General features: G+C 48.9%; 17 protein-coding genes. 7 read left to right on the forward strand and 10 right to left on the reverse strand.

Annotation, left to right across the window (positions count from 1 at the left end; genetic code table 11):
* Positions 1-331 precede the first annotated feature (331 nt).
* Positions 332-1,708, reverse strand: coding sequence for a sigma-54 interaction domain-containing protein (locus DESAL_RS04150; RefSeq protein ID WP_015850713.1), 1,377 nt, complete (start codon positions 1,706-1,708; stop codon positions 332-334).
* Between the two features lie 258 nt (positions 1,709-1,966).
* On the opposite strand from DESAL_RS04150, the gene DESAL_RS04155 reads away from it, so the two are divergent.
* From DESAL_RS04155 to DESAL_RS04170, 4 genes are read left to right on the forward strand one after another with little or no spacing between them, the layout of a single operon-like run.
* The gene (locus DESAL_RS04155; RefSeq protein WP_015850714.1) at positions 1,967-2,950 is read left to right on the forward strand and encodes a 4Fe-4S dicluster domain-containing protein; all 984 of its coding nucleotides are present in this window, start codon (positions 1,967-1,969) and stop codon (positions 2,948-2,950) included.
* Positions 2,943-3,413, forward strand: coding sequence for a hypothetical protein (locus DESAL_RS04160; RefSeq protein ID WP_015850715.1), 471 nt, complete (start codon positions 2,943-2,945; stop codon positions 3,411-3,413). Before DESAL_RS04155 ends, DESAL_RS04160 begins: the two co-directional genes overlap by 8 nt.
* Before the next feature lie 50 nt (positions 3,414-3,463).
* On the forward strand, positions 3,464-5,092 hold the full coding sequence (locus tag DESAL_RS04165) for a tetrathionate reductase family octaheme c-type cytochrome (RefSeq protein WP_015850716.1): 1,629 nt from the start codon (positions 3,464-3,466) through the stop codon (positions 5,090-5,092).
* A 2-nt stretch (positions 5,093-5,094) separates the two neighbouring features.
* The gene (locus DESAL_RS04170) at positions 5,095-5,742 is read left to right on the forward strand and encodes a cytochrome b/b6 domain-containing protein (RefSeq protein WP_015850717.1); all 648 of its coding nucleotides are present in this window, start codon (positions 5,095-5,097) and stop codon (positions 5,740-5,742) included.
* 84 nt (positions 5,743-5,826) lie between these two features.
* Here the strand turns inward: DESAL_RS04170 and DESAL_RS04175 are convergent, their stop codons facing one another.
* From DESAL_RS04175 to satP, 8 genes are all read right to left on the reverse strand, one after another.
* The gene (locus tag DESAL_RS04175; RefSeq protein ID WP_015850718.1) at positions 5,827-6,858 is read right to left on the reverse strand and encodes a class I SAM-dependent methyltransferase; all 1,032 of its coding nucleotides are present in this window, start codon (positions 6,856-6,858) and stop codon (positions 5,827-5,829) included.
* 256 nt (positions 6,859-7,114) lie between these two features.
* Complete coding sequence (locus tag DESAL_RS04180; protein ID WP_015850719.1) at positions 7,115-7,309, reverse strand: 4-oxalocrotonate tautomerase; 195 nt, start codon at positions 7,307-7,309, stop codon at positions 7,115-7,117.
* Positions 7,310-7,327: 18 nt separating this feature from the next.
* Entirely contained in the window at positions 7,328-7,813 is a 486-nt protein-coding gene (locus DESAL_RS04185; RefSeq protein ID WP_015850720.1) for a hypothetical protein, read from the reverse strand.
* A 23-nt stretch (positions 7,814-7,836) separates the two neighbouring features.
* Positions 7,837-9,771: a molybdopterin biosynthesis protein gene (locus DESAL_RS04190; protein ID WP_015850721.1), complete on the reverse strand. Its 1,935-nt coding sequence runs from the start codon at positions 9,769-9,771 to the stop codon at positions 7,837-7,839.
* A 12-nt stretch (positions 9,772-9,783) separates the two neighbouring features.
* Positions 9,784-11,025: a molybdopterin molybdotransferase MoeA gene (locus DESAL_RS04195; RefSeq protein WP_015850722.1), complete on the reverse strand. Its 1,242-nt coding sequence runs from the start codon at positions 11,023-11,025 to the stop codon at positions 9,784-9,786.
* A 26-nt stretch (positions 11,026-11,051) separates the two neighbouring features.
* Entirely contained in the window at positions 11,052-11,756 is a 705-nt protein-coding gene (locus tag DESAL_RS04200; protein ID WP_015850723.1) for a molybdopterin-guanine dinucleotide biosynthesis protein MobB, read from the reverse strand.
* A gap of 16 nt (positions 11,757-11,772) precedes the next feature.
* On the reverse strand, positions 11,773-12,657 hold the full coding sequence (gene argB / locus DESAL_RS04205) for an acetylglutamate kinase (protein ID WP_015850724.1): 885 nt from the start codon (positions 12,655-12,657) through the stop codon (positions 11,773-11,775).
* A gap of 186 nt (positions 12,658-12,843) precedes the next feature.
* Positions 12,844-13,401: an acetate uptake transporter gene (gene satP, locus DESAL_RS04210; RefSeq protein WP_015850725.1), complete on the reverse strand. Its 558-nt coding sequence runs from the start codon at positions 13,399-13,401 to the stop codon at positions 12,844-12,846.
* 352 nt (positions 13,402-13,753) lie between these two features.
* On the opposite strand from satP, the gene DESAL_RS04215 reads away from it, so the two are divergent.
* From DESAL_RS04215 to DESAL_RS04225, 3 genes are all read left to right on the forward strand, one after another.
* Entirely contained in the window at positions 13,754-14,965 is a 1,212-nt protein-coding gene (locus DESAL_RS04215; RefSeq protein ID WP_015850726.1) for a cation:proton antiporter, read from the forward strand.
* 21 nt (positions 14,966-14,986) lie between these two features.
* Positions 14,987-16,171, forward strand: coding sequence for a cation:proton antiporter (locus DESAL_RS04220; RefSeq protein ID WP_015850727.1), 1,185 nt, complete (start codon positions 14,987-14,989; stop codon positions 16,169-16,171).
* 119 nt (positions 16,172-16,290) lie between these two features.
* Entirely contained in the window at positions 16,291-16,647 is a 357-nt protein-coding gene (locus tag DESAL_RS04225; RefSeq protein WP_015850728.1) for a PilZ domain-containing protein, read from the forward strand.
* Here the strand turns inward: DESAL_RS04225 and DESAL_RS19980 are convergent.
* A complete protein-coding gene (locus tag DESAL_RS19980) occupies positions 16,622-16,807 on the reverse strand; it encodes a hypothetical protein (RefSeq protein WP_015850729.1) in 186 nt (61 codons plus the stop codon). The genes DESAL_RS04225 and DESAL_RS19980 overlap by 26 nt on opposite strands.
* Positions 16,808-16,829 lie beyond the last annotated feature (22 nt).

Here is a 16,829-nt window from a genome sequence, read left to right on the forward strand (position 1 = left end):
GATTTGCATACTGTGATTCAGTTAAATGCAAACCTGCCTGATGCCGGGTCTTGCGGTCCGGGTGCAGGGGCTGAAGCCATGCTGGTCCGGATATGTAAGCGGGCAGAAATGTGATTTCTTTCGGACTGGCGCAGGGTGGGATTCACTGCCTACCAGTGTAAATGGTTGTACGGCGCTTTGTAGGGAATCAGCGGATGCTTTTTCCCGATGTTGGAAAAGTATTTAATCAAAAACAGCCGAAAAGTCCAGTGCTGCCAGCAGTATAATCTTTCTATAACACACAAATGGTCCGTATAAAATTCAGCTTCAGGGTTGATTCTCAGGTATGTAATTACCCCTCCAGCCGATATTGAACCGAATGTTTGCGCATGCGGTTGTGAATCGTTCCCCGGCTGACTCCGAGGAGCTTTGCGGCTTTACTTTTGTTGCCTCCGGCCTGATTCAGGGCATTGATCAATTCCTGCTTTTCGTCTGGTTCTGCGGCAGGGACAGGAGGCTCGATACATGGGCAACAATCGGCTGTAACGGAGTTTATCTGCGGCGGCAGATGTTCGGGCTGAATGGGGCCGCTGTCCTTGACTACTGCGGCATATTCCAGCGCACTTTTCAGTTCTCGCACATTTCCGGGCCACTGGTATTCCATTAGTTTGCGCATGGTTTCAGGAGTTGGGCCTTCGCTATGGTCGAGGTGGTCAATGACACTAATGAAATGATCCACCAGCAGGGGCAGGTCTTCTTTTCGCGCGCGCAGGGGCGGCAGGTGTACCGGGATTACATTAATACGGAAGAAGAAATCTTCCCGGAATTGTTTGTCCTGCACCAACTGGTTGAGGTCCTGATTGGTGGCTGTGATCAGTCTGGCTTCCATAGACAGGTTGATGTTCTCTCCTACCCGTTCAAAGGAACGGGTTTCCAGAACCCGCAGCAGCTTTACTTGGATGGGCAACGGAACGTCTCCGATCTCATCAAGAAATATGGAGCCGTCAGCAGCTTCCTCAAAACGGCCTTGCCTATGGCGATATGCTCCGGTGAAGGCTCCTTTTACATGTCCGAACAGTTCACTTTCCAGCAGGGATTCATTTAGCGCGGCGCAGTTGAGCTGTACAAAAGGTTTATCCGCGCGCGGACTCATCTCATGGATGGCCTGTGCAGCCAGTTCCTTACCTGTGCCTGATTCACCGTAAATTATGACCGGAGCATCGGAACGGGCGGCTTTGCCCAGCAGAGTGTAAACTTTTTGCATTGCCGGGGAATGGCCCACGAATCCGCAGAATCCGTTTTCTTCATGTTGCAGCTTCCGGGAGAGTTCCCTGATTTTCAGCTCCTTGCGGTCCAGTTCGCTGATGTCGGTGACTGTTTCCACCGCGCCGAGGATATTATCTTCGTCATCCCGGAGCAGGGATGCGTTTTTCAGTACATGCAGGTAGTTTCCGTTCTTGCCGATGATATGGCAGTTCTTTCGGCTTTCCTTCTTTCTTTCAAACAATCCGCACCAGTGCCCGTCAGATTGCTCACGCACAATCCGGCAGGCATCGCAACCCAGCACTGAGCAAGGCTTGTTCAGCAATTCATCTTTGGAAAATCCGGTCATGCGCAGCAGGGCATCATTAACCTTCATGATGATGCCGTCAGGACTCACAATGATCAGCCCATCGTTCATAGTGTCGATTACTTCCCGCAGATAAAGATCGATATCCTGTTCGGTCATTGAATGGATCCGGTGTTTAAAAAGTGTTCAATTGTTCAAGTGTGTGTGTTTGATTGTACATGTGTTTAATCATGTGTGCAATGTCTTGGTGGCTGCTGCAAATTATAAAGAAGTCGAAATTGTCGGATAACTAGCCATTTTCAGTGTAAATGTGGTAGTTATTATCAGAATATTAAAAGTAGGTACGGATTCTGCTTTGCTTTGATCAAATCGTTTCAGGATGAAGTTGAAAATATCGCAGTTAATAAAGGATAATATATGACAGACAAGAAGAATGGAATTTCCCGCAGAAATTTCTTGAAGGGGCTGGGAGCCGGAAGTGCTGCCATGCTCCTGCCTGCGCGTGATGTTGCGGCAGCAGGAAACAGCGAAGAAGAACTCTGTACCCTGCTGGATCTTTCAAAGTGTATTGCATGCGGTGAATGTGTTTCTGCATGCCGCGAAGCTAATGCCCCCAAGTTTCCCGAACCCAAGAAGCCTTATCCGGAAATGTATCCCACCTCACGGGTAAAGGTTGAGGACTGGTCGGATCGAAAAGATGTAGATGACCGTCTGACTCCCTACAACTGGCTCTATATCCAGAGTGCAGAAGTTGAATTCGAAGGCGAGGTCCATGAAATCAATATTCCCCGCCGTTGTCTGCACTGTCGCAATGCTCCTTGCGCAAATCTCTGTCCCTGGGGGGCAGCGGGGAAGCAGAAGAACGGCATTGTGCGCATCAATGAAGATGTCTGTCTTGGTGGTGCCAAGTGCCGCACGGTTTGTCCGTGGCACATTCCCCAGCGCCAGACCGGGGTGGGCCTGTATCTGAGGCTTATGCCGAATCTGGCCGGGAACGGGGTCATGTACAAGTGTGACCGCTGTTACAATCGTATAGATCAAGGCAAGCTGCCTGCCTGCATCGAAGCATGCCCTGAGAATGTTCAGACTATCGGTCCGCGCAGTGAAATTCTCAAGAAGGCCCATGAACTGGCGGAGAAGAACAACTGGTTCATCTACGGCGAGGATGAGAACGGCGGAACCAATACCATCTATCTTTCTCCTGTTCCTTTTGAGCTGCTCAATGAAGCTGTGGACAAGGGGCCCGGAAAGCCCGGACTTTCTCAAGTGGAAGACTCTATGGCTGATGAGGAGAAGCTGGCGTATGCAGTGGGGATAGCCCCCTTTGCAGGGATCGCAGCCGGAGTAATAAAGGCCGGAAGATTCCTTGCTTCCGCAGTAGGAGGAAAGGACAATGACTAGCCCGCTCTTTAAGCGTATTTTCAAGCTGACTATTTTCGCTATGGCTCTGACCGGGGCAGCCCAGATGCCCATATTCAAGCGTTACTATATCTCGGATATTCCGGGGTTGGGGTGGCTGAACGACTTTTACCTGACCAATAAGCTTCATTACATATTCGGGGCCGTACTTCTTTTCATGACCCTGTATTTGCTGACCATGTTCGTTATGGCGGGAAAGCAGTATTTCAAAATGTCTTCTTCGGGTCTGCTGCGTGTTGTCCTTTACGGAGCAGTAATCGGCACCGGAGTTATGCGGGTGATTAAGAATCTGCACTCGGTGACTCTCGATCCGTTTACGGTCATGCTTATTGACTGGACTCATCTTGGTTTTGCAATGCTTCTGGGGATGGTGGCTATGTATGCTTTTTTCATGGGCCGGAAACCGTATCTGGAAAAGGTGTCTGGGCTTGGATTTATGAAGTAAATAAACCGGGGCCTTTGTTCCGGTAGTTCATAAACTAACGGAGGGTGGACATGAGATTCATGCGGAACTCAGTACTGCTGCTGTCGGCGGTGGTCTTTCTGGGCGCAAGTGCATTTGCCGCCGGGGATACTGCTCCCGGCAGGGAAATGGCCCGTCAGGCTACCAAGGGCAAGGAGTTGTGGATCACGGCAGATCATTCCAAGTTCGATGCGCTGAAGCAACCATTCAAGAGCGGCCCGGAAGTGACCAAGGCTTGCCTGACCTGTCATACCGAAGCCGGACACCAGTTCCACAAGACCATTCACTGGACATGGCTTGATCCCAAGGCGGAAAAGGAGCTGAAGGTCGGTAAGGGCGGTCTGGTGGTCAACAACTTCTGTATCAATATCCAGTCCAACGAACCCCGCTGTACCTCCTGTCATGCTGGGTACGGTTGGAAGGATAAGGATTTTGATTTTACCTCCCAGGAAAAGATCGACTGTCTGGTCTGTCATGAGCAGACCGGAACTTATAAGAAGTTTCCCGCAGGCGCCGGAAACCCTGCTCCTCCGCCGGGTAAGAAGTTCAAGGGGAACGGTAAGTTCTATGCTGCTCCCCAATGGAATAAGGTTGCCCAGTCCGTAGGTCGTCCGACCCGCAAGAATTGCGGAACCTGCCATTTTTACGGTGGCGGTGGTGATGGCGTGAAGCACGGTGACCTTGATTCATCCATGCTTAAGCCTTCCAAGGCTCTTGACGTACATATGGGCATGGACGGGCAGAATTTTACTTGTGTCCGTTGCCATACCACTGTGAAGCACGACATTGCAGGACGAATCTATTCAACTCCAGCTGCCACCGAGCGTAAGTCACTGCTGGAAGATGACCTCGGTTCCAAGATCATGTGTGAATCCTGCCACAGTGACCGTCCTCATAAGTCTGAGCTGGGCATGAAGCTCAACGATCATACTGATAAGCTTGCTTGTCAGAGCTGTCATATTCCGACTTTTGCACGTGAACTGCCTACCAAGATGTGGTGGGACTGGTCTGCCGCAGGTAAGAAGAAGGACGGCAAGCCTTATGTTGAAAAGGGCGAATGGGGCAAGCCTGTCTACATGACCAAGAAGGGCGATATGCGTTGGGAAAAGAACGTTGTACCTGAATATTACTGGTTCAACGGAACCATCGATACCATTACCGCCCAGACCACCATTGATCCAACCAAGCCAGTGCTGGTTTCAAAGCCAGTCGGCTCAATTGAAGACAGGAATTCCCGGATTATGCCTTTCAAGGTGCATCGCGGTATGACTCCTTACGATAAGATCAACAAGAACATGGTTATCCCGCACCTGTTCGGTAAGGATAATGATGCCTACTGGAAGGGCTTTAATTGGGAGAAGTCCGTAACAGCGGGGATGAAGTATGCCGGATTGCCGTTTAGCGGCGAAGTGGGCTTTGTGGAAACCGAATTCGTTTATCCGACCACCCATATGGTTGCGCCCAAGGAAAATGCGGTAGCTTGTGAGGAATGCCATAGCAAGCAGGGCCGTCTTGAAAAGCTGACCTGTTTTTACATGCCCGGACGTGATGCTTCCGCCGTTGTGGATGCTGGGGGCTGGTCCATCGTGCTTGCCTCGGCAGTAGGTGTAATCCTGCATGCCCTTGGTCGCATTTTCATGTCAGGACGTAAGGAGGACTAGCCATGAGCGGACATAACATGAAGAAGATTTACCTCTATTCGAAGTTCGAGCGTTTCTGGCACTGGACCCAAGCAATCCTAATTATGCTGCTCATGCTTACCGGGCTTGAAGTGCATGGAGTATTCTCCCTTTTCGGTTTTGAAAAGGCCGTGGAACTGCATAACACTCTGGGCATCAGCTGGCTGATTCTGTTCGTATTCATCATCTTCTGGCTGCTGACCACAGGGGAGTGGAAGCAGTACATACCCACATCCAAGAAGCTCTTCGATGTAGCCATGTATTATGCTTCCGGTATCTTTAAGGGTGAAGAGCATCCGGTACAGAAGAGCAGGGATGCCAAGCACAACCCCTTGCAGCGTCTGGTCTACTTAGGGCTCTCGGCGATCCTGCTGCCTTTGCAGATGATCACGGGATTGCTTTATTGGACCTACAACGACTGGGCTGCCTACGGCTTGGATTTCCTGAGTCTGAATGTAGTAGCTAACGTGCACATGGCCTGCGCCTACGCACTGCTGGCTTTTCTTATAGTTCATATCTACATGACCACTACCGGACACAACATCACCGCCCACATCGCCGCCATGTTCTCCGGCTGGGAAGAAGTTCCCGCAGATTACAAGGCTGAGGAATGGGAGGTTCATAAGAAGTAGGGTGTGGTTAGGAGAACTGACAAAAATAAGCCCCGGCGGGATTATCCTGCCGGGGCTTTGTTGTTGGAATTGAGTGGGGAATGTTTAACGGTTGCGAATTTTGCTGCGAACAGCAGCCAGATACATAGCATATTTTCTTGCTTCCGCTTTAGTTCGTACTCCTAAATCGTCAAGAGAATCAGGGGAATCCCAACACAGGTTTATTGGAAAGTAGTCATTTGATTTCAGGTAGTCTGAAATAAGATCGTGGTATGATGAGGGAACATATCCATCATATGCGAATGTTTCACCATTTGTAATTTGAAGAATTACATCCAGATAATCTTTCCATAATTGACTAGAGAACAGTGAGCGGACAGCCAGATCAATTTTAGCTGGATTTAAGCCTTGTGCTAAGAAATCTTGCAGTTCCGAAGAACAAGACTGTTTCTTAGAGCCAATATCCAGGATCAACTTGTCTCCAGATATGACTTTTTGATCTTGAAATAAGGCCTTGCGGGTGGTTGTTTTGCCCGCTCCCGGTTTTTGCATCAGTAGGAAAGCATACGGCTTTTTTCTACGGATATGATAAACGTAGCGGGGGATTGGATCGCCGATCTGCGGTGAACTTTCTCCCATATATTTGTATGCGTAGTCGGAAAGAATGCTGTTCACTTTATTTTGTGTCGGGAAATAGCGGGTGTCGATACTCCGTTTTACTTCAACCCAATCAGAACCGTTACCGTCAGCTATTCCTACTTCAAGGATGAGAACTCCATTTCGGGAAAGCTTATCCATGAGCATGTGTATTAATTTTTCTTGATCATCTGCATAATGCAGCGCTGAAGAACAGAGGATAACGTCATATTTTTCGTCGGAAGGAAGATCATTCCAGCTCTGAACCCGGAAATCGCAACCGGGAAAATTCTGTTTTGCGCTCTGAATAAATTGCTCATTGATGTCAATTCCGACAACTTTTCTGGCCCCGTCAAACAAAGCGTATCCGCAAAAGAATCCTTCATTGCAACCGACGTCGAGGAAGGTCTTGGCTGTAAGAGGCAGGATTTTTAATTGAGTGAGTTTGTTAAGTGAGTCTGAAGCACCCGGGCGATAAGGGAATGTTTGATAACCGATCATGTCCTCTCCAAGATAAGCTGGCTATAGTAAGAATATGTTTCAATATATTGATATGTTGAGTTTTTATGTGTAGTTTCTTTATCGTAAAATATGAATGTAATTTATGTCAATCATGGTTGCGTTTTGAGGTGTGTATTTACGAATAGGCGCTTGAAGAGCATGAATGATAGATTCTATTGGATAGTGGGATTGGTAAAGAAATAATCCCCAGCTGGATAATCTTGCCGGGGATATGTTGTTGGAATTATATGGAATTTTAATCCGGATACTTGTCAGAACAAAGCTTCCCGCCTGCCCCCCAGTTCTCCTTTTTCACTTCATCAATGACAACATATATTGATTCCACGCTGCATCCGGTGATGCGGGCGGTTTCTTTGGAGAGCACTTCTACAAGTTCTCTTTTCTGTTCGATGGTTCTGCCTTCGAACATTTCTACTTTAATTACGGGCATTATTTTTCTCCTGAAAATTTACCATTTAAAGTGATCTTTAACCCTGCAAAACAACCCCTTAATCTTTTCATCTTCCATCCATTCAACTTCCCCGATACGCATATAAAGGTGGTCGAGAAAGAAGGGGATGAAACAATGATTAATCAACTTGGGGATGTCGGCAGGCATTTTGTCAAAATAAAAGCTGAATTCGTGCATGGCGAAATTTTCGTTCTGCTCGAATTCAGCTGAATTTCGTAATGCAGTCAGCAATCCTTTGCGGGTTATGGGGCTGAAATCGAGTCGTCCCATGCGGTCGAGGATATCGTTGTCCGTTTCAATGGTATCGGAATCGAAGATGAAGGTCAGCACCAAATGTCCGCCTTCCTTGTCATCAAATATACCGATATTGAGTAGACCTTCACGGATGAAGCTTCCTTTGCCGAAGCGGTAGCGGAACGGGGCAAATCCGATCACGTTTTCATGGCATTTCTGCCTGATGATGTGCTCTTTGTCCTTGTTCATACCCCCTCCGGCAAGATGTTGTATTAGTATCCCAGACTTACTCCCGGTTTCATTCTCTGTCCGGTAAGGTCTGTGTCATAACCGCCCAGTTTGCTGATATCCTGTTTGACCTTATCAGATTTTATTAACGCGAGCAGTGTTTTTATCCTGCGGTCTTCCATATGTTTTTGCGGAATGATCAGATCGTACCTTTCATGGGCCAGCGGCACGAAATCGAGATCCAATGCCTTTGCTGCCGCAAAAATACCCAGCCCGCAATCAGCGGCTCCGGTAAGTACGTTGGCAGCCACGGCCATGTGGGTGAATTCTTCACGGTCATAACCGAGAATGTCTATCGGTTTCAGGCCAGCTTTCTTCATGTGGTAGTCAAAGAGAATTCTGGTGCCGGCCCCGCGCTGACGGTTGATGAAATTAATATCAAGACCGTCCAGAGATTCAATGCCTTTGATGTTTTTGGGGTTGCCCTTGGGGACGATGAATCCCTGATGGCGGATGGCGAGGTTAACAACAGTTACATCCATTCCGGGCAGGTATCTTTCGATGAATGGGAAGTTGAAGTCATTTGTTTCGGGGTCGAATAAATGTGTTCCGGCAAAAAGCGCCATATCATTTTTGAGTGCAGTAAGTCCGCCCATGGAACCGGCATGAGTCGAGACCAGACGCAGCGGATTATTTCCGTCCATGAGTATGTCGGCAAGCAGGTCGATGGTATTGTCGTGGCTGCCGACATGCATGAGCACCTTGTCCAGCTCGGAACGGCTGGAGAAAAGTTCTACATCCACGGTCTCATTAAGCTCAACACCTTCACTGTCCGCAGGAACACGGGTGAAGCCCTGTGCTTTGGTCAGCGTGGTGATCATACCTGCACCTCGGGAAAGGGGGACACCGATATATTCATCGCCAACCTGTCCCACTGCCAGCCGGACGATTTCTTCCTGACCCATTTTGGAGGGGGTACGTCTCGCCAGTCTGACCTGTACTTTGTCTCGCTGCGGCTCATGTTTGCCTGCCAGCCATGAAATAATCGGGGTGAGCACGTCTTCGAAGCAGACCACTGCGCTGACCGGGTATCCCGGTGCCCCAACCAGCAATTTGCCTTGTGCGGTTCCCAGAACAGTAGGTTTTCCGGGCATGACCGCAATACCGTGAACCAGCAGTTTTCCCAGTTTTTCAAAAACGATGCGTGTAAAATCCTTGCTGCCAGCCGAGGACCCGGCACCGACCACCACAATGTGCGAAGTTTTGAGAGCCTCTTCCACTGCAGCAGTGAGCTTTTCCTCACGGTCTTTGACCGGAGCGGTGAAGCTGAATTCTACATCAAGTCCGGCGGCCAGTGACTTGAATACCTGTGAGTTGGACTCGATGACTTCACCCGGGTTGGGGGTGGGGCGGTTTGCGAAGGGCAGAACCTCATCTCCGGTTGGGATGAAGGTCATGCGGATTCTTTCATAAACCTTAATCTCGTATATTCCGGCGGAAAGCAGCGCACCTATATCGAAAGCAGAAATTGTGTGCTTGCGCGGGAGCAGCATTTCCGTAGCTACAATATCTTCACCGATGCGGCGGACATGCTGCCATGGAAAGGCCGGTGCTTCGATCGAAATATTCTCACCTTCATCAACAATATGCTCAATCATGATGATGGCATCCATTCCGTCCGGAAGCGGGTTGCCGGTATTGACCGCAATGCATCCTGCTTCCTTTTTAAGCAGCAGGGGCTGTCCTTCACGGGCGGTGAAAGTGGTGTCGCTTTTAACTGCATAGCCGTCCATTGCTGCCGAATGGTAGGTGGGAGAAGAGCAGCGGGCTATTACAGCTTCTGCTGTGACCCGCCCAAGTGCTTCGTGAACCGGAATAGTTTCGGTCTGTACCAGTGAATCGCGGTCAAGATTGTCCATGGCAGCTTTTACGGCTTCAGGAACAGGAATAGTCTTCAGGTAGATATTGCGGTCACTCATGAGATTTCCTTTTTAAATTTTCCAGAGATTAACTGTGTTTCCGGCGTAAAATCCTTCGGTGTCAGCGGGGATGATCATTAACCCGTCAGCTTGGATCATGGTCTTGAGCAGGCCGGATTTTCCGTAAATAGGCTCAGCCAGAGGTAATTTGCCTTCGCGGTAGGTCAGCTTCATGCGTACGTAATCTTCACGCCCGGGCTTGGATACGGTATTACGGCCCAGTTCGGCCTGCACCAAAACTCGATCAGTACTGGAGAATGCATTTGTCTGGCCCATAAGCTGGCGGATAAAAGGGACCACCAGAGCAAGCATAACCACTTGAACGGAGGTGACCTGTCCGGGTAATCCCAGCACTGGTTTGTTTCCAGCCCGCCCGAGGATGGTCGGCTTCCCGGGGCTGATTGCCACACCGTGCGCAAGTATTTCAGAATTCTGCATGGATTCAATCGCTTGTACTGTTAGATCACGCATGCCCACAGAACTTCCACCGGAAAGAAGTACCAGATCGTTTTCGGCGATTGCTTTCTCAAGCGTATTTTCAAGTTTTTCCAGCTCATCGCGCACAATGCCGTAATTAACAGCTTCTGCTCCCGCATCATTCACCAGACAGCGCAATGTGTGCGAGTTTACATCACGGATAGTTCCGACCTTCTGCGGAGAGTCAATCTCAACAAGTTCATCACCTGTGGAGATGATGCCCACGCGCGGTTTGCGGTGAATTGTAACATCTTTGATGCCCAGCGCCGCCAGCAGTCCAACATCCTGAAAGCGAACCTTGTGTCCGGCCTGAAATATTAGATCGCCTTTGGCAGCATCTTCGCCTTTGAGCATGGTGTGCTCACCCGGAGCGGATGATTTACGGATTTCAATGGTTCCGGCTCCCAGTTCCTGAGTATGTTCAACCATGACAACAGCATCGGCTCCGTCAGGCAGGGTGCCTCCGGTGGGGATGGCAGCACATTCTCCGGGCTGGAGCTCAAAGTCGGGATTTTCGTCCACCTTAAGGGTGGCGGAGCATTCCAGATAAGCCGGGTTGCCTTCGGTTGCGCCGAAAGCATCGCGAGCGTTGACTGCATAGCCATCCATGCAGGAACGGTTGGCCGGGGGAAGGTCTTCCGGTGAGATGATATCTTCGCCAAGCACCAGTCCGCAGGCATCGGAAATGGAAACTTTTTTTGTGCCTACCGCTGCAAAAGAATTCAGCAGGGCTTCAAATTCGACCCTGCTGATAATTTTAAAAAATTCGTGATTCATCAATGGATGCCTCCGGAGGGGCCGTTTTAATTCTTAATTGTAATTTCTATGTCTCCGGGGACATAGCCTTTGAGCTGCTTGAGCATGGCGGTAATTCCGGCGGAAAGCATGTCAGCTACAAAGGGGTTGAATCCAAGCTCGACACCGTTACAGGTTACGGACATCTGGGTCTTCATGGCCTGACATCCTGAAACGCGGGCTTTCCCGGCAATGATATCAGCCACGAAATCCATACAGAATTCGCGTCCGCAGGCACCACAGTTAAGTCCCGGCAGGATGAATCCTTTATCCATGACCAAATCGGCCAACTCTTCCAGAAGTTCATCGGAAGGCGGATTTTCCGGCGAACAGGCCGGAATCTGTTTCAGGGCCAGTTCAGGGTAAAATTCTTTGTCGTCGTTGTCTTCGCGGACCATGATCACCCGTGGCAGCCAACCGACCTTGTTGCCGCCTTCCATGACGATTACGTCAGCGTTCATGAGCGGAACCAGATCCTGAACAGTGCGTTCCTGTTTCCAGGAAACAAAGGACTCGCTGGGAGAGTATGCGGCTACACAGGATGCTATTTTCTTGTACTCCTCGGTGTCCGCACCTTCGGCTCCGTCAAAGCCGTGGTGGGAGTGTTTGAGCACCCCGACTTTGTAGCCTTTCTCTGTGAGTTTCTTGACCAGAGCAAGGCCCATTGTGGTTTTACCTGTCTTCTTTTTACCAACTATGGCTATCGCTTTCATTCTATTGTTCTCCGTACTACCCGACAATTTCAGTGCCGATACCGTTCTTGGTGAAAAGTTCCAGCAAAACGCAGTTTTCAACCCGTCCATCAATGATGTGGGCTTTTTCAACTCCGCTGTGGACCGCTTCAAGGCAGCAGCTCAGTTTGGGGATCATGCCGCCTTTTGCAACACCGGAATCAATGGCTTCGGCAGCTTCCCGGCAATTCAGTGAAGAAATAAGATTCATATCAGCATCAAGCAGGCCCTGTACGTCGGTCAGCAAGTGCAGGCGTTTGGCGTTCATGGCTGCGGCAACAGCTCCGGCAACGGAGTCGGCGTTGATGTTGTAGGTGGAACCTTCATCGTCTACACCTACGGGAGCGATAACCGGAATGAATCCTTCGCTTTGCAGTGATTCGATGAGAGTGGTGTTGACCTTGGTCACTTCGCCTACCTTGCCGAGGTCGATAATTTCAGGTGCTTTGGTCTCGGACTCGATGACCAGTTCCTTTTGTTCGGCCTTGATAAGCATCCCGTCTTTACCGGAAAGTCCGACAGCCTTACCGCCATTCAGGTTGATCAGGTTGACGATCTGTTTGTTGACCTGACCTACGAGGACCATCTCGACTACATCCATGGTCGCTTCGTCTGTGACGCGGTATCCGCTCTTGAAATGGCTGTCGATGTTCAGTGCGCTGAGCATTTTTTGAATCTGCGGTCCGCCACCATGTACTACTACCGGGTTGATACCGATGTATTTCAGCAGGATGATGTTCAGGGCGAATGCTCGCTTCAGGTTTTCATCGATCATGGCGTTGCCGCCGTATTTGATGACGACTGTTTCGCCGTAGAATTCTTTAATGTACGGCAGCGATTCAATCAGAAATTTGGCCCTTGTAATATCATGTTCCATATTCATGTTCGGTTTTCTCCTGAAGCTTATTCTGTGCTTAAGCGGACATAGGCTCCGCGTGGCGTCCGCTATCTATAATTTAAAACTCGGGTGAGGGGAAGGGCGGGATTATTAGCTGCGTGATGGCATCAAAAAAGGCCGCACAGCTTGCAAGCTGTGCGGCCTTCATACTTTCATGAGAAGTGAAGTGTGCTATTCGCCGATGGGCAGAACGGTACGGCCGTACTGTTCGTTGATGACTTCAGCCATAGCGAGATAGAATGCGGATGCTCCGCAGACAATGCCTTCCCATCCGGCAATGGTGCCGATGAAGTGGCTGCCGGTGAAATCGCGTAATGCAAGCAGGAAGAAAAGCACGGTCAGGGAGAAGAAGATGAACTGCAGCACTTTGTTGCCTTTCAGGGTGCCGACGAACATGAACAGGGTGAAGATGCCCCACAGGAGCAGGTACCAGCCCATGAATGCGTGCGGGGTTGGTTCTGCAAGACCCATCTTGGGCATTACGATCAATGCTACGAGGGTCAGCCAGAACAGGCCGTAGGAAGTGAAGGCAGTGGTTCCGAAGGTGTTGCCCTTCTTGAATTCCATCACTCCGGCGATTACCTGCGCGATGCCGCCGTAGAAAAAGCCCATGGCAAGGATCATAGAGCTGATGGGGAAAAATCCTGCATTGTGGATGTTCAGCAGGATGGTGGTCATGCCGAATCCCATCAAGCCCAACGGTGCGGGGTTAGCGAGTTTTGATTCCATTTGTCTCTCCTAAAAATAAGTCTTTCAAAACACACTTATTCCGGCTTTCCGCTGTCGGTGGGGCAGTGGAAAATGTGAGTGGTGGGTGTTTGGTGGAGTGTGGGTGTGTTTTGTGAATAGTGAACGCTCATTCAGCTAGATTAAAATGTGTTTAATTGCAAGCAATAAATTGCATGCAAAGAGTTTGGGTGTGTTTTCATTTGTTGTGCATGCAAAAGTGAATGTTTGACCAATGAGTTTGAAGGCGCTCACGATTGAATTCCTTTGTTGTTCAGCGAAAATAGTTTATTGTGTTAGAGCATGGAATAAATATTATATCAGATTGAGCTTAAAAGGGAAGAGGGAAATTCGGATGACCGTATCTGCTTTGACTCTTATCACACTCGGATTGCTGTTTATGGTCGGTTTCTTAGCGGACACCATAGGCAGGAATACCCCTATTCCCCGGGTTTCAATACTTATGGTTGCCGGATTTATGATCGGTCCGTCCGGATTTGATCTGCTCCCGGTATCCACCCAAAGCTGGATGCCTGTTGTTTCGGATATGGCTTTGGTTATGATCGGCTTTCTGCTGGGCAGTTCGCTGCAATATGCATCTTTGCGGCGCTCGGGCATGCTCGTGCTCTGGATTACCCTCGGAGTTGTGGTAGCAACAGCTGTGATCGTTGGTGGAGGATTATGGCTGGCAGGTATACCCTTACCGCTGGCACTTATTTATGGTGGAATAGCCCCGGCGACAGCTCCTGCTGCTACTGTGGATGTTGTCCATGAAGCCAATGCCAAGGGACGTTTTACCGAAATTCTGCTCAAGATTATTGCCCTTGATGATGCTCTCGGCCTGATTGTTTTCAGTCTGATGCTGGCTGCGGCACAGATGTTGTCCAGCGCTGGAGGCGGAAGCCTTGAGACTTTGGCTCACGGGGGTAAGGATATTGTTTTCGCAATTTTTGTAGGGGCTGTTTTGGGGGCCCCTATGAGCTATCTTACCGGATATTTGAAATCCGGTGAGCATACTTTGCTTGAAGCCTTGGGTATGGTTTGTCTTTGTGGCGGCCTTGCCATGTGGCTGGATGTTTCTTTCCTGCTGGCTGCTATGACCATGGGAATGGTGGTCGTCAATTTTGCTAAGCGTATAGATTGCTCCTTTTATTCAATACGTTCTATTGAGTGGCCTATTGTTGTTCTGTTCTTCTTGTTTGCCGGAGTAAATATCGAAATTGAGCATATCTACGTCAACCAAAAGCTGATTATGTTCTATATCCTGCTGCGGATTGTCAGCAGGTTTATGGGAGGGATTTTTGGAGCGAAAAAAGGCGGCGAGAATTTGTTTTTCGGCAAGTGGATGAGTATGGCCTTGATGCCGCAGGCCGGTATTGCCCTGGGGATGGCGCTTACTGCTGCACACAGGTTTGAAGAATTTGAGGCGGTGGTTTCGGTAATTGCAGCAACCACAATATTTTTCGAGATTGCCGGCCCGATTTGTACTCGCTTTGCTTTAAAAAAGGTCGGTGATATCACTCCGGGCGAAAAACGGAAGACTAAGCGGGAGGGGTGCTCTTTTTAATCCTTTCAGAGGGGAGGGCATGTGTCTGTTTCAGCTCTTACTTTGATGACATTGGGATTTTTGTTCTTTTTGGGATTGGTTGCTGATCTGATAGGTCGAAATACTCCTGTTCCACGTGTCTCAGCATTAATTGTTTTCGGAATTTTTATCGGGCCGGCAGGATTTAATCTCCTTCCAGTGTCGATTGGGAACTGGATGCCTATTGTCTCTGACATTGCTCTTGCCTCCATCGGTTTCCTGCTGGGTAATTCTTTTAATATCAAAGAAATACGTAAATCAGGTAAGACCGTATTATCCATATCTTTGTTCGTTGCAATGGTGACAGCTGTGGGGGTCGCAGGAGGATTGTGGCTTTTGGGGTGTTCTCTTCCTGTTGCTTTGATTTATGGAGGAATCGCTCCGGCAACTGATCCAGCCTCGACAGTGGATGTTATTAAAGAGTCAAAAGTCAAAGGAGAGTTTCCTGATACTTTGCTCAAGATTACAGCTATTGACGATGCTTGGGGACTCATTGTTTTCAGCCTGATGTTCGCTGCCGCGCAGATTGAGATGCTTGATGGAGGCGGGTTGCATACATTGCTGGGTGGAGTTTCGGAAATATTTATTTCTGTTTTTATCGGTGTAATCCTCGGTATTCCAATGAGTTTTCTTACAGGCCGGATACAATCAGGGGAACCCAGTCTTGTAGAGGGGTTGGGTATGGTTTTCATTTGCAGTGGTTTTGCCCTGTGGCTGGATGCCTCATATCTGCTTTCTGCAATGGTGATGGGAGCTGTTGTGGCAAATGTTGCCCGGCATCATGAGCGTCCGTTTTGCGCTGTCGAGGGTGTGGAGTGGCCCCTGCTGGTGATTTTCTTTATTTTTGCAGGCGTAAGTGTCCAGTTGGAATATTTTTTACAGCATTTGTTGTTGATCGTTATTTATATACTGTTGCGAATTGCAGGCCGTTTTATAGGTGCCTATTTTGGAGGTTTGTTTGCCGGAAAGTCTGCTTCATTCAGTGGATGGATGGGGATGTCATTAATGCCGCAGGCAGGTATAGCCCTAGGGATGGCACTTACTGCTGCCAACAGGTTTGAAGAGTTTAGGTCTGTTGTTTCGGTGATAGCAATGGCAACAGTATTTTTTGAGGTAGCAGGACCGATTTGTACCCGGTTTGCCTTGAATAGAGTTAAGGAGAGTGCTTCGGCTAAAACCGGAAGATGAACAGCAAGAAGTTTTCTTTTTAAACTTTAAACTCTTATGTTGTTATTGAAGAAGAAAGCAATATTGAGTAAATAGTAGAAAAAGAGTTTTACAGTTTATTAAAAGAGCTTGGAGTTTTCATGGATCAGAACAAGAGACGCAGGACCCGCGTGAATGCCGGATTCAGGGTCGTATTACACAAAGAAGACATTGATGCTTTTGTGGAGTCGCATAATCTAAGCTTGAAGGGAATTCTTTGTGACCCTGTAAAGGGCTTTTCTGTTGGTGATGAATGCGAAATTTCCATTCCGCTCTCTGAAGAAGCGATAATAAGAGTATGTGCTAAAGTGGTTCGCTCAGACGAAGACGGATTGGCTGCTGATTTTCATCACATGGATGAAGTCAGTTTTACTCACTTGCGCCGTTTGATTCAATTCAATGCAGAAGACGCGGATACTATTGATAGTGAGCTTACTTCGCCCGCTTTTGATGTTTGATTGCGGGGATGCACAGGGTGGCAGGCTTGAATAGACACATTTCGTAGGTACGGGCCACCTTCTTCGCTTTTGCAGAAGAAAGGCCGCAGTCTACAAGTCTACAGTATATGTGGAGCGGATTGAAGATATGCTCCATGAAGGCGATAAATCCAACTTTCATTTTTTCGGACAGTCCCTGTTTA

The sequence above is a fragment of the Maridesulfovibrio salexigens DSM 2638 genome (assembly GCF_000023445.1).
Lineage (GTDB): Bacteria > Desulfobacterota > Desulfovibrionia > Desulfovibrionales > Desulfovibrionaceae > Maridesulfovibrio > Maridesulfovibrio salexigens.

What these genes read in the sequence shown, in the direction of transcription:
- DESAL_RS04150 (WP_015850713.1), bottom strand. Translation starts at nt 1,708, where the DNA reads ATGACCGAACAGGATATCGATCTTTATCTGCGGGAAGTAATCGACACT.
- DESAL_RS04155 (WP_015850714.1), top strand. Translation starts at nt 1,967, where the DNA reads ATGACAGACAAGAAGAATGGAATTTCCCGCAGAAATTTCTTGAAGGGG.
- DESAL_RS04160 (WP_015850715.1), top strand. Translation starts at nt 2,943, where the DNA reads ATGACTAGCCCGCTCTTTAAGCGTATTTTCAAGCTGACTATTTTCGCT.
- DESAL_RS04165 (WP_015850716.1), top strand. Translation starts at nt 3,464, where the DNA reads ATGAGATTCATGCGGAACTCAGTACTGCTGCTGTCGGCGGTGGTCTTT.
- DESAL_RS04170 (WP_015850717.1), top strand. Translation starts at nt 5,095, where the DNA reads ATGAGCGGACATAACATGAAGAAGATTTACCTCTATTCGAAGTTCGAG.
- DESAL_RS04175 (WP_015850718.1), bottom strand. Translation starts at nt 6,858, where the DNA reads ATGATCGGTTATCAAACATTCCCTTATCGCCCGGGTGCTTCAGACTCA.
- DESAL_RS04180 (WP_015850719.1), bottom strand. Translation starts at nt 7,309, where the DNA reads ATGCCCGTAATTAAAGTAGAAATGTTCGAAGGCAGAACCATCGAACAG.
- DESAL_RS04185 (WP_015850720.1), bottom strand. Translation starts at nt 7,813, where the DNA reads ATGAACAAGGACAAAGAGCACATCATCAGGCAGAAATGCCATGAAAAC.
- DESAL_RS04190 (WP_015850721.1), bottom strand. Translation starts at nt 9,771, where the DNA reads ATGAGTGACCGCAATATCTACCTGAAGACTATTCCTGTTCCTGAAGCC.
- DESAL_RS04195 (WP_015850722.1), bottom strand. Translation starts at nt 11,025, where the DNA reads ATGAATCACGAATTTTTTAAAATTATCAGCAGGGTCGAATTTGAAGCC.
- DESAL_RS04200 (WP_015850723.1), bottom strand. Translation starts at nt 11,756, where the DNA reads ATGAAAGCGATAGCCATAGTTGGTAAAAAGAAGACAGGTAAAACCACA.
- argB (WP_015850724.1), bottom strand. Translation starts at nt 12,657, where the DNA reads ATGAATATGGAACATGATATTACAAGGGCCAAATTTCTGATTGAATCG.
- satP (WP_015850725.1), bottom strand. Translation starts at nt 13,401, where the DNA reads ATGGAATCAAAACTCGCTAACCCCGCACCGTTGGGCTTGATGGGATTC.
- DESAL_RS04215 (WP_015850726.1), top strand. Translation starts at nt 13,754, where the DNA reads ATGACCGTATCTGCTTTGACTCTTATCACACTCGGATTGCTGTTTATG.
- DESAL_RS04225 (WP_015850728.1), top strand. Translation starts at nt 16,291, where the DNA reads ATGGATCAGAACAAGAGACGCAGGACCCGCGTGAATGCCGGATTCAGG.
- DESAL_RS19980 (WP_015850729.1), bottom strand. Translation starts at nt 16,807, where the DNA reads ATGAAAGTTGGATTTATCGCCTTCATGGAGCATATCTTCAATCCGCTC.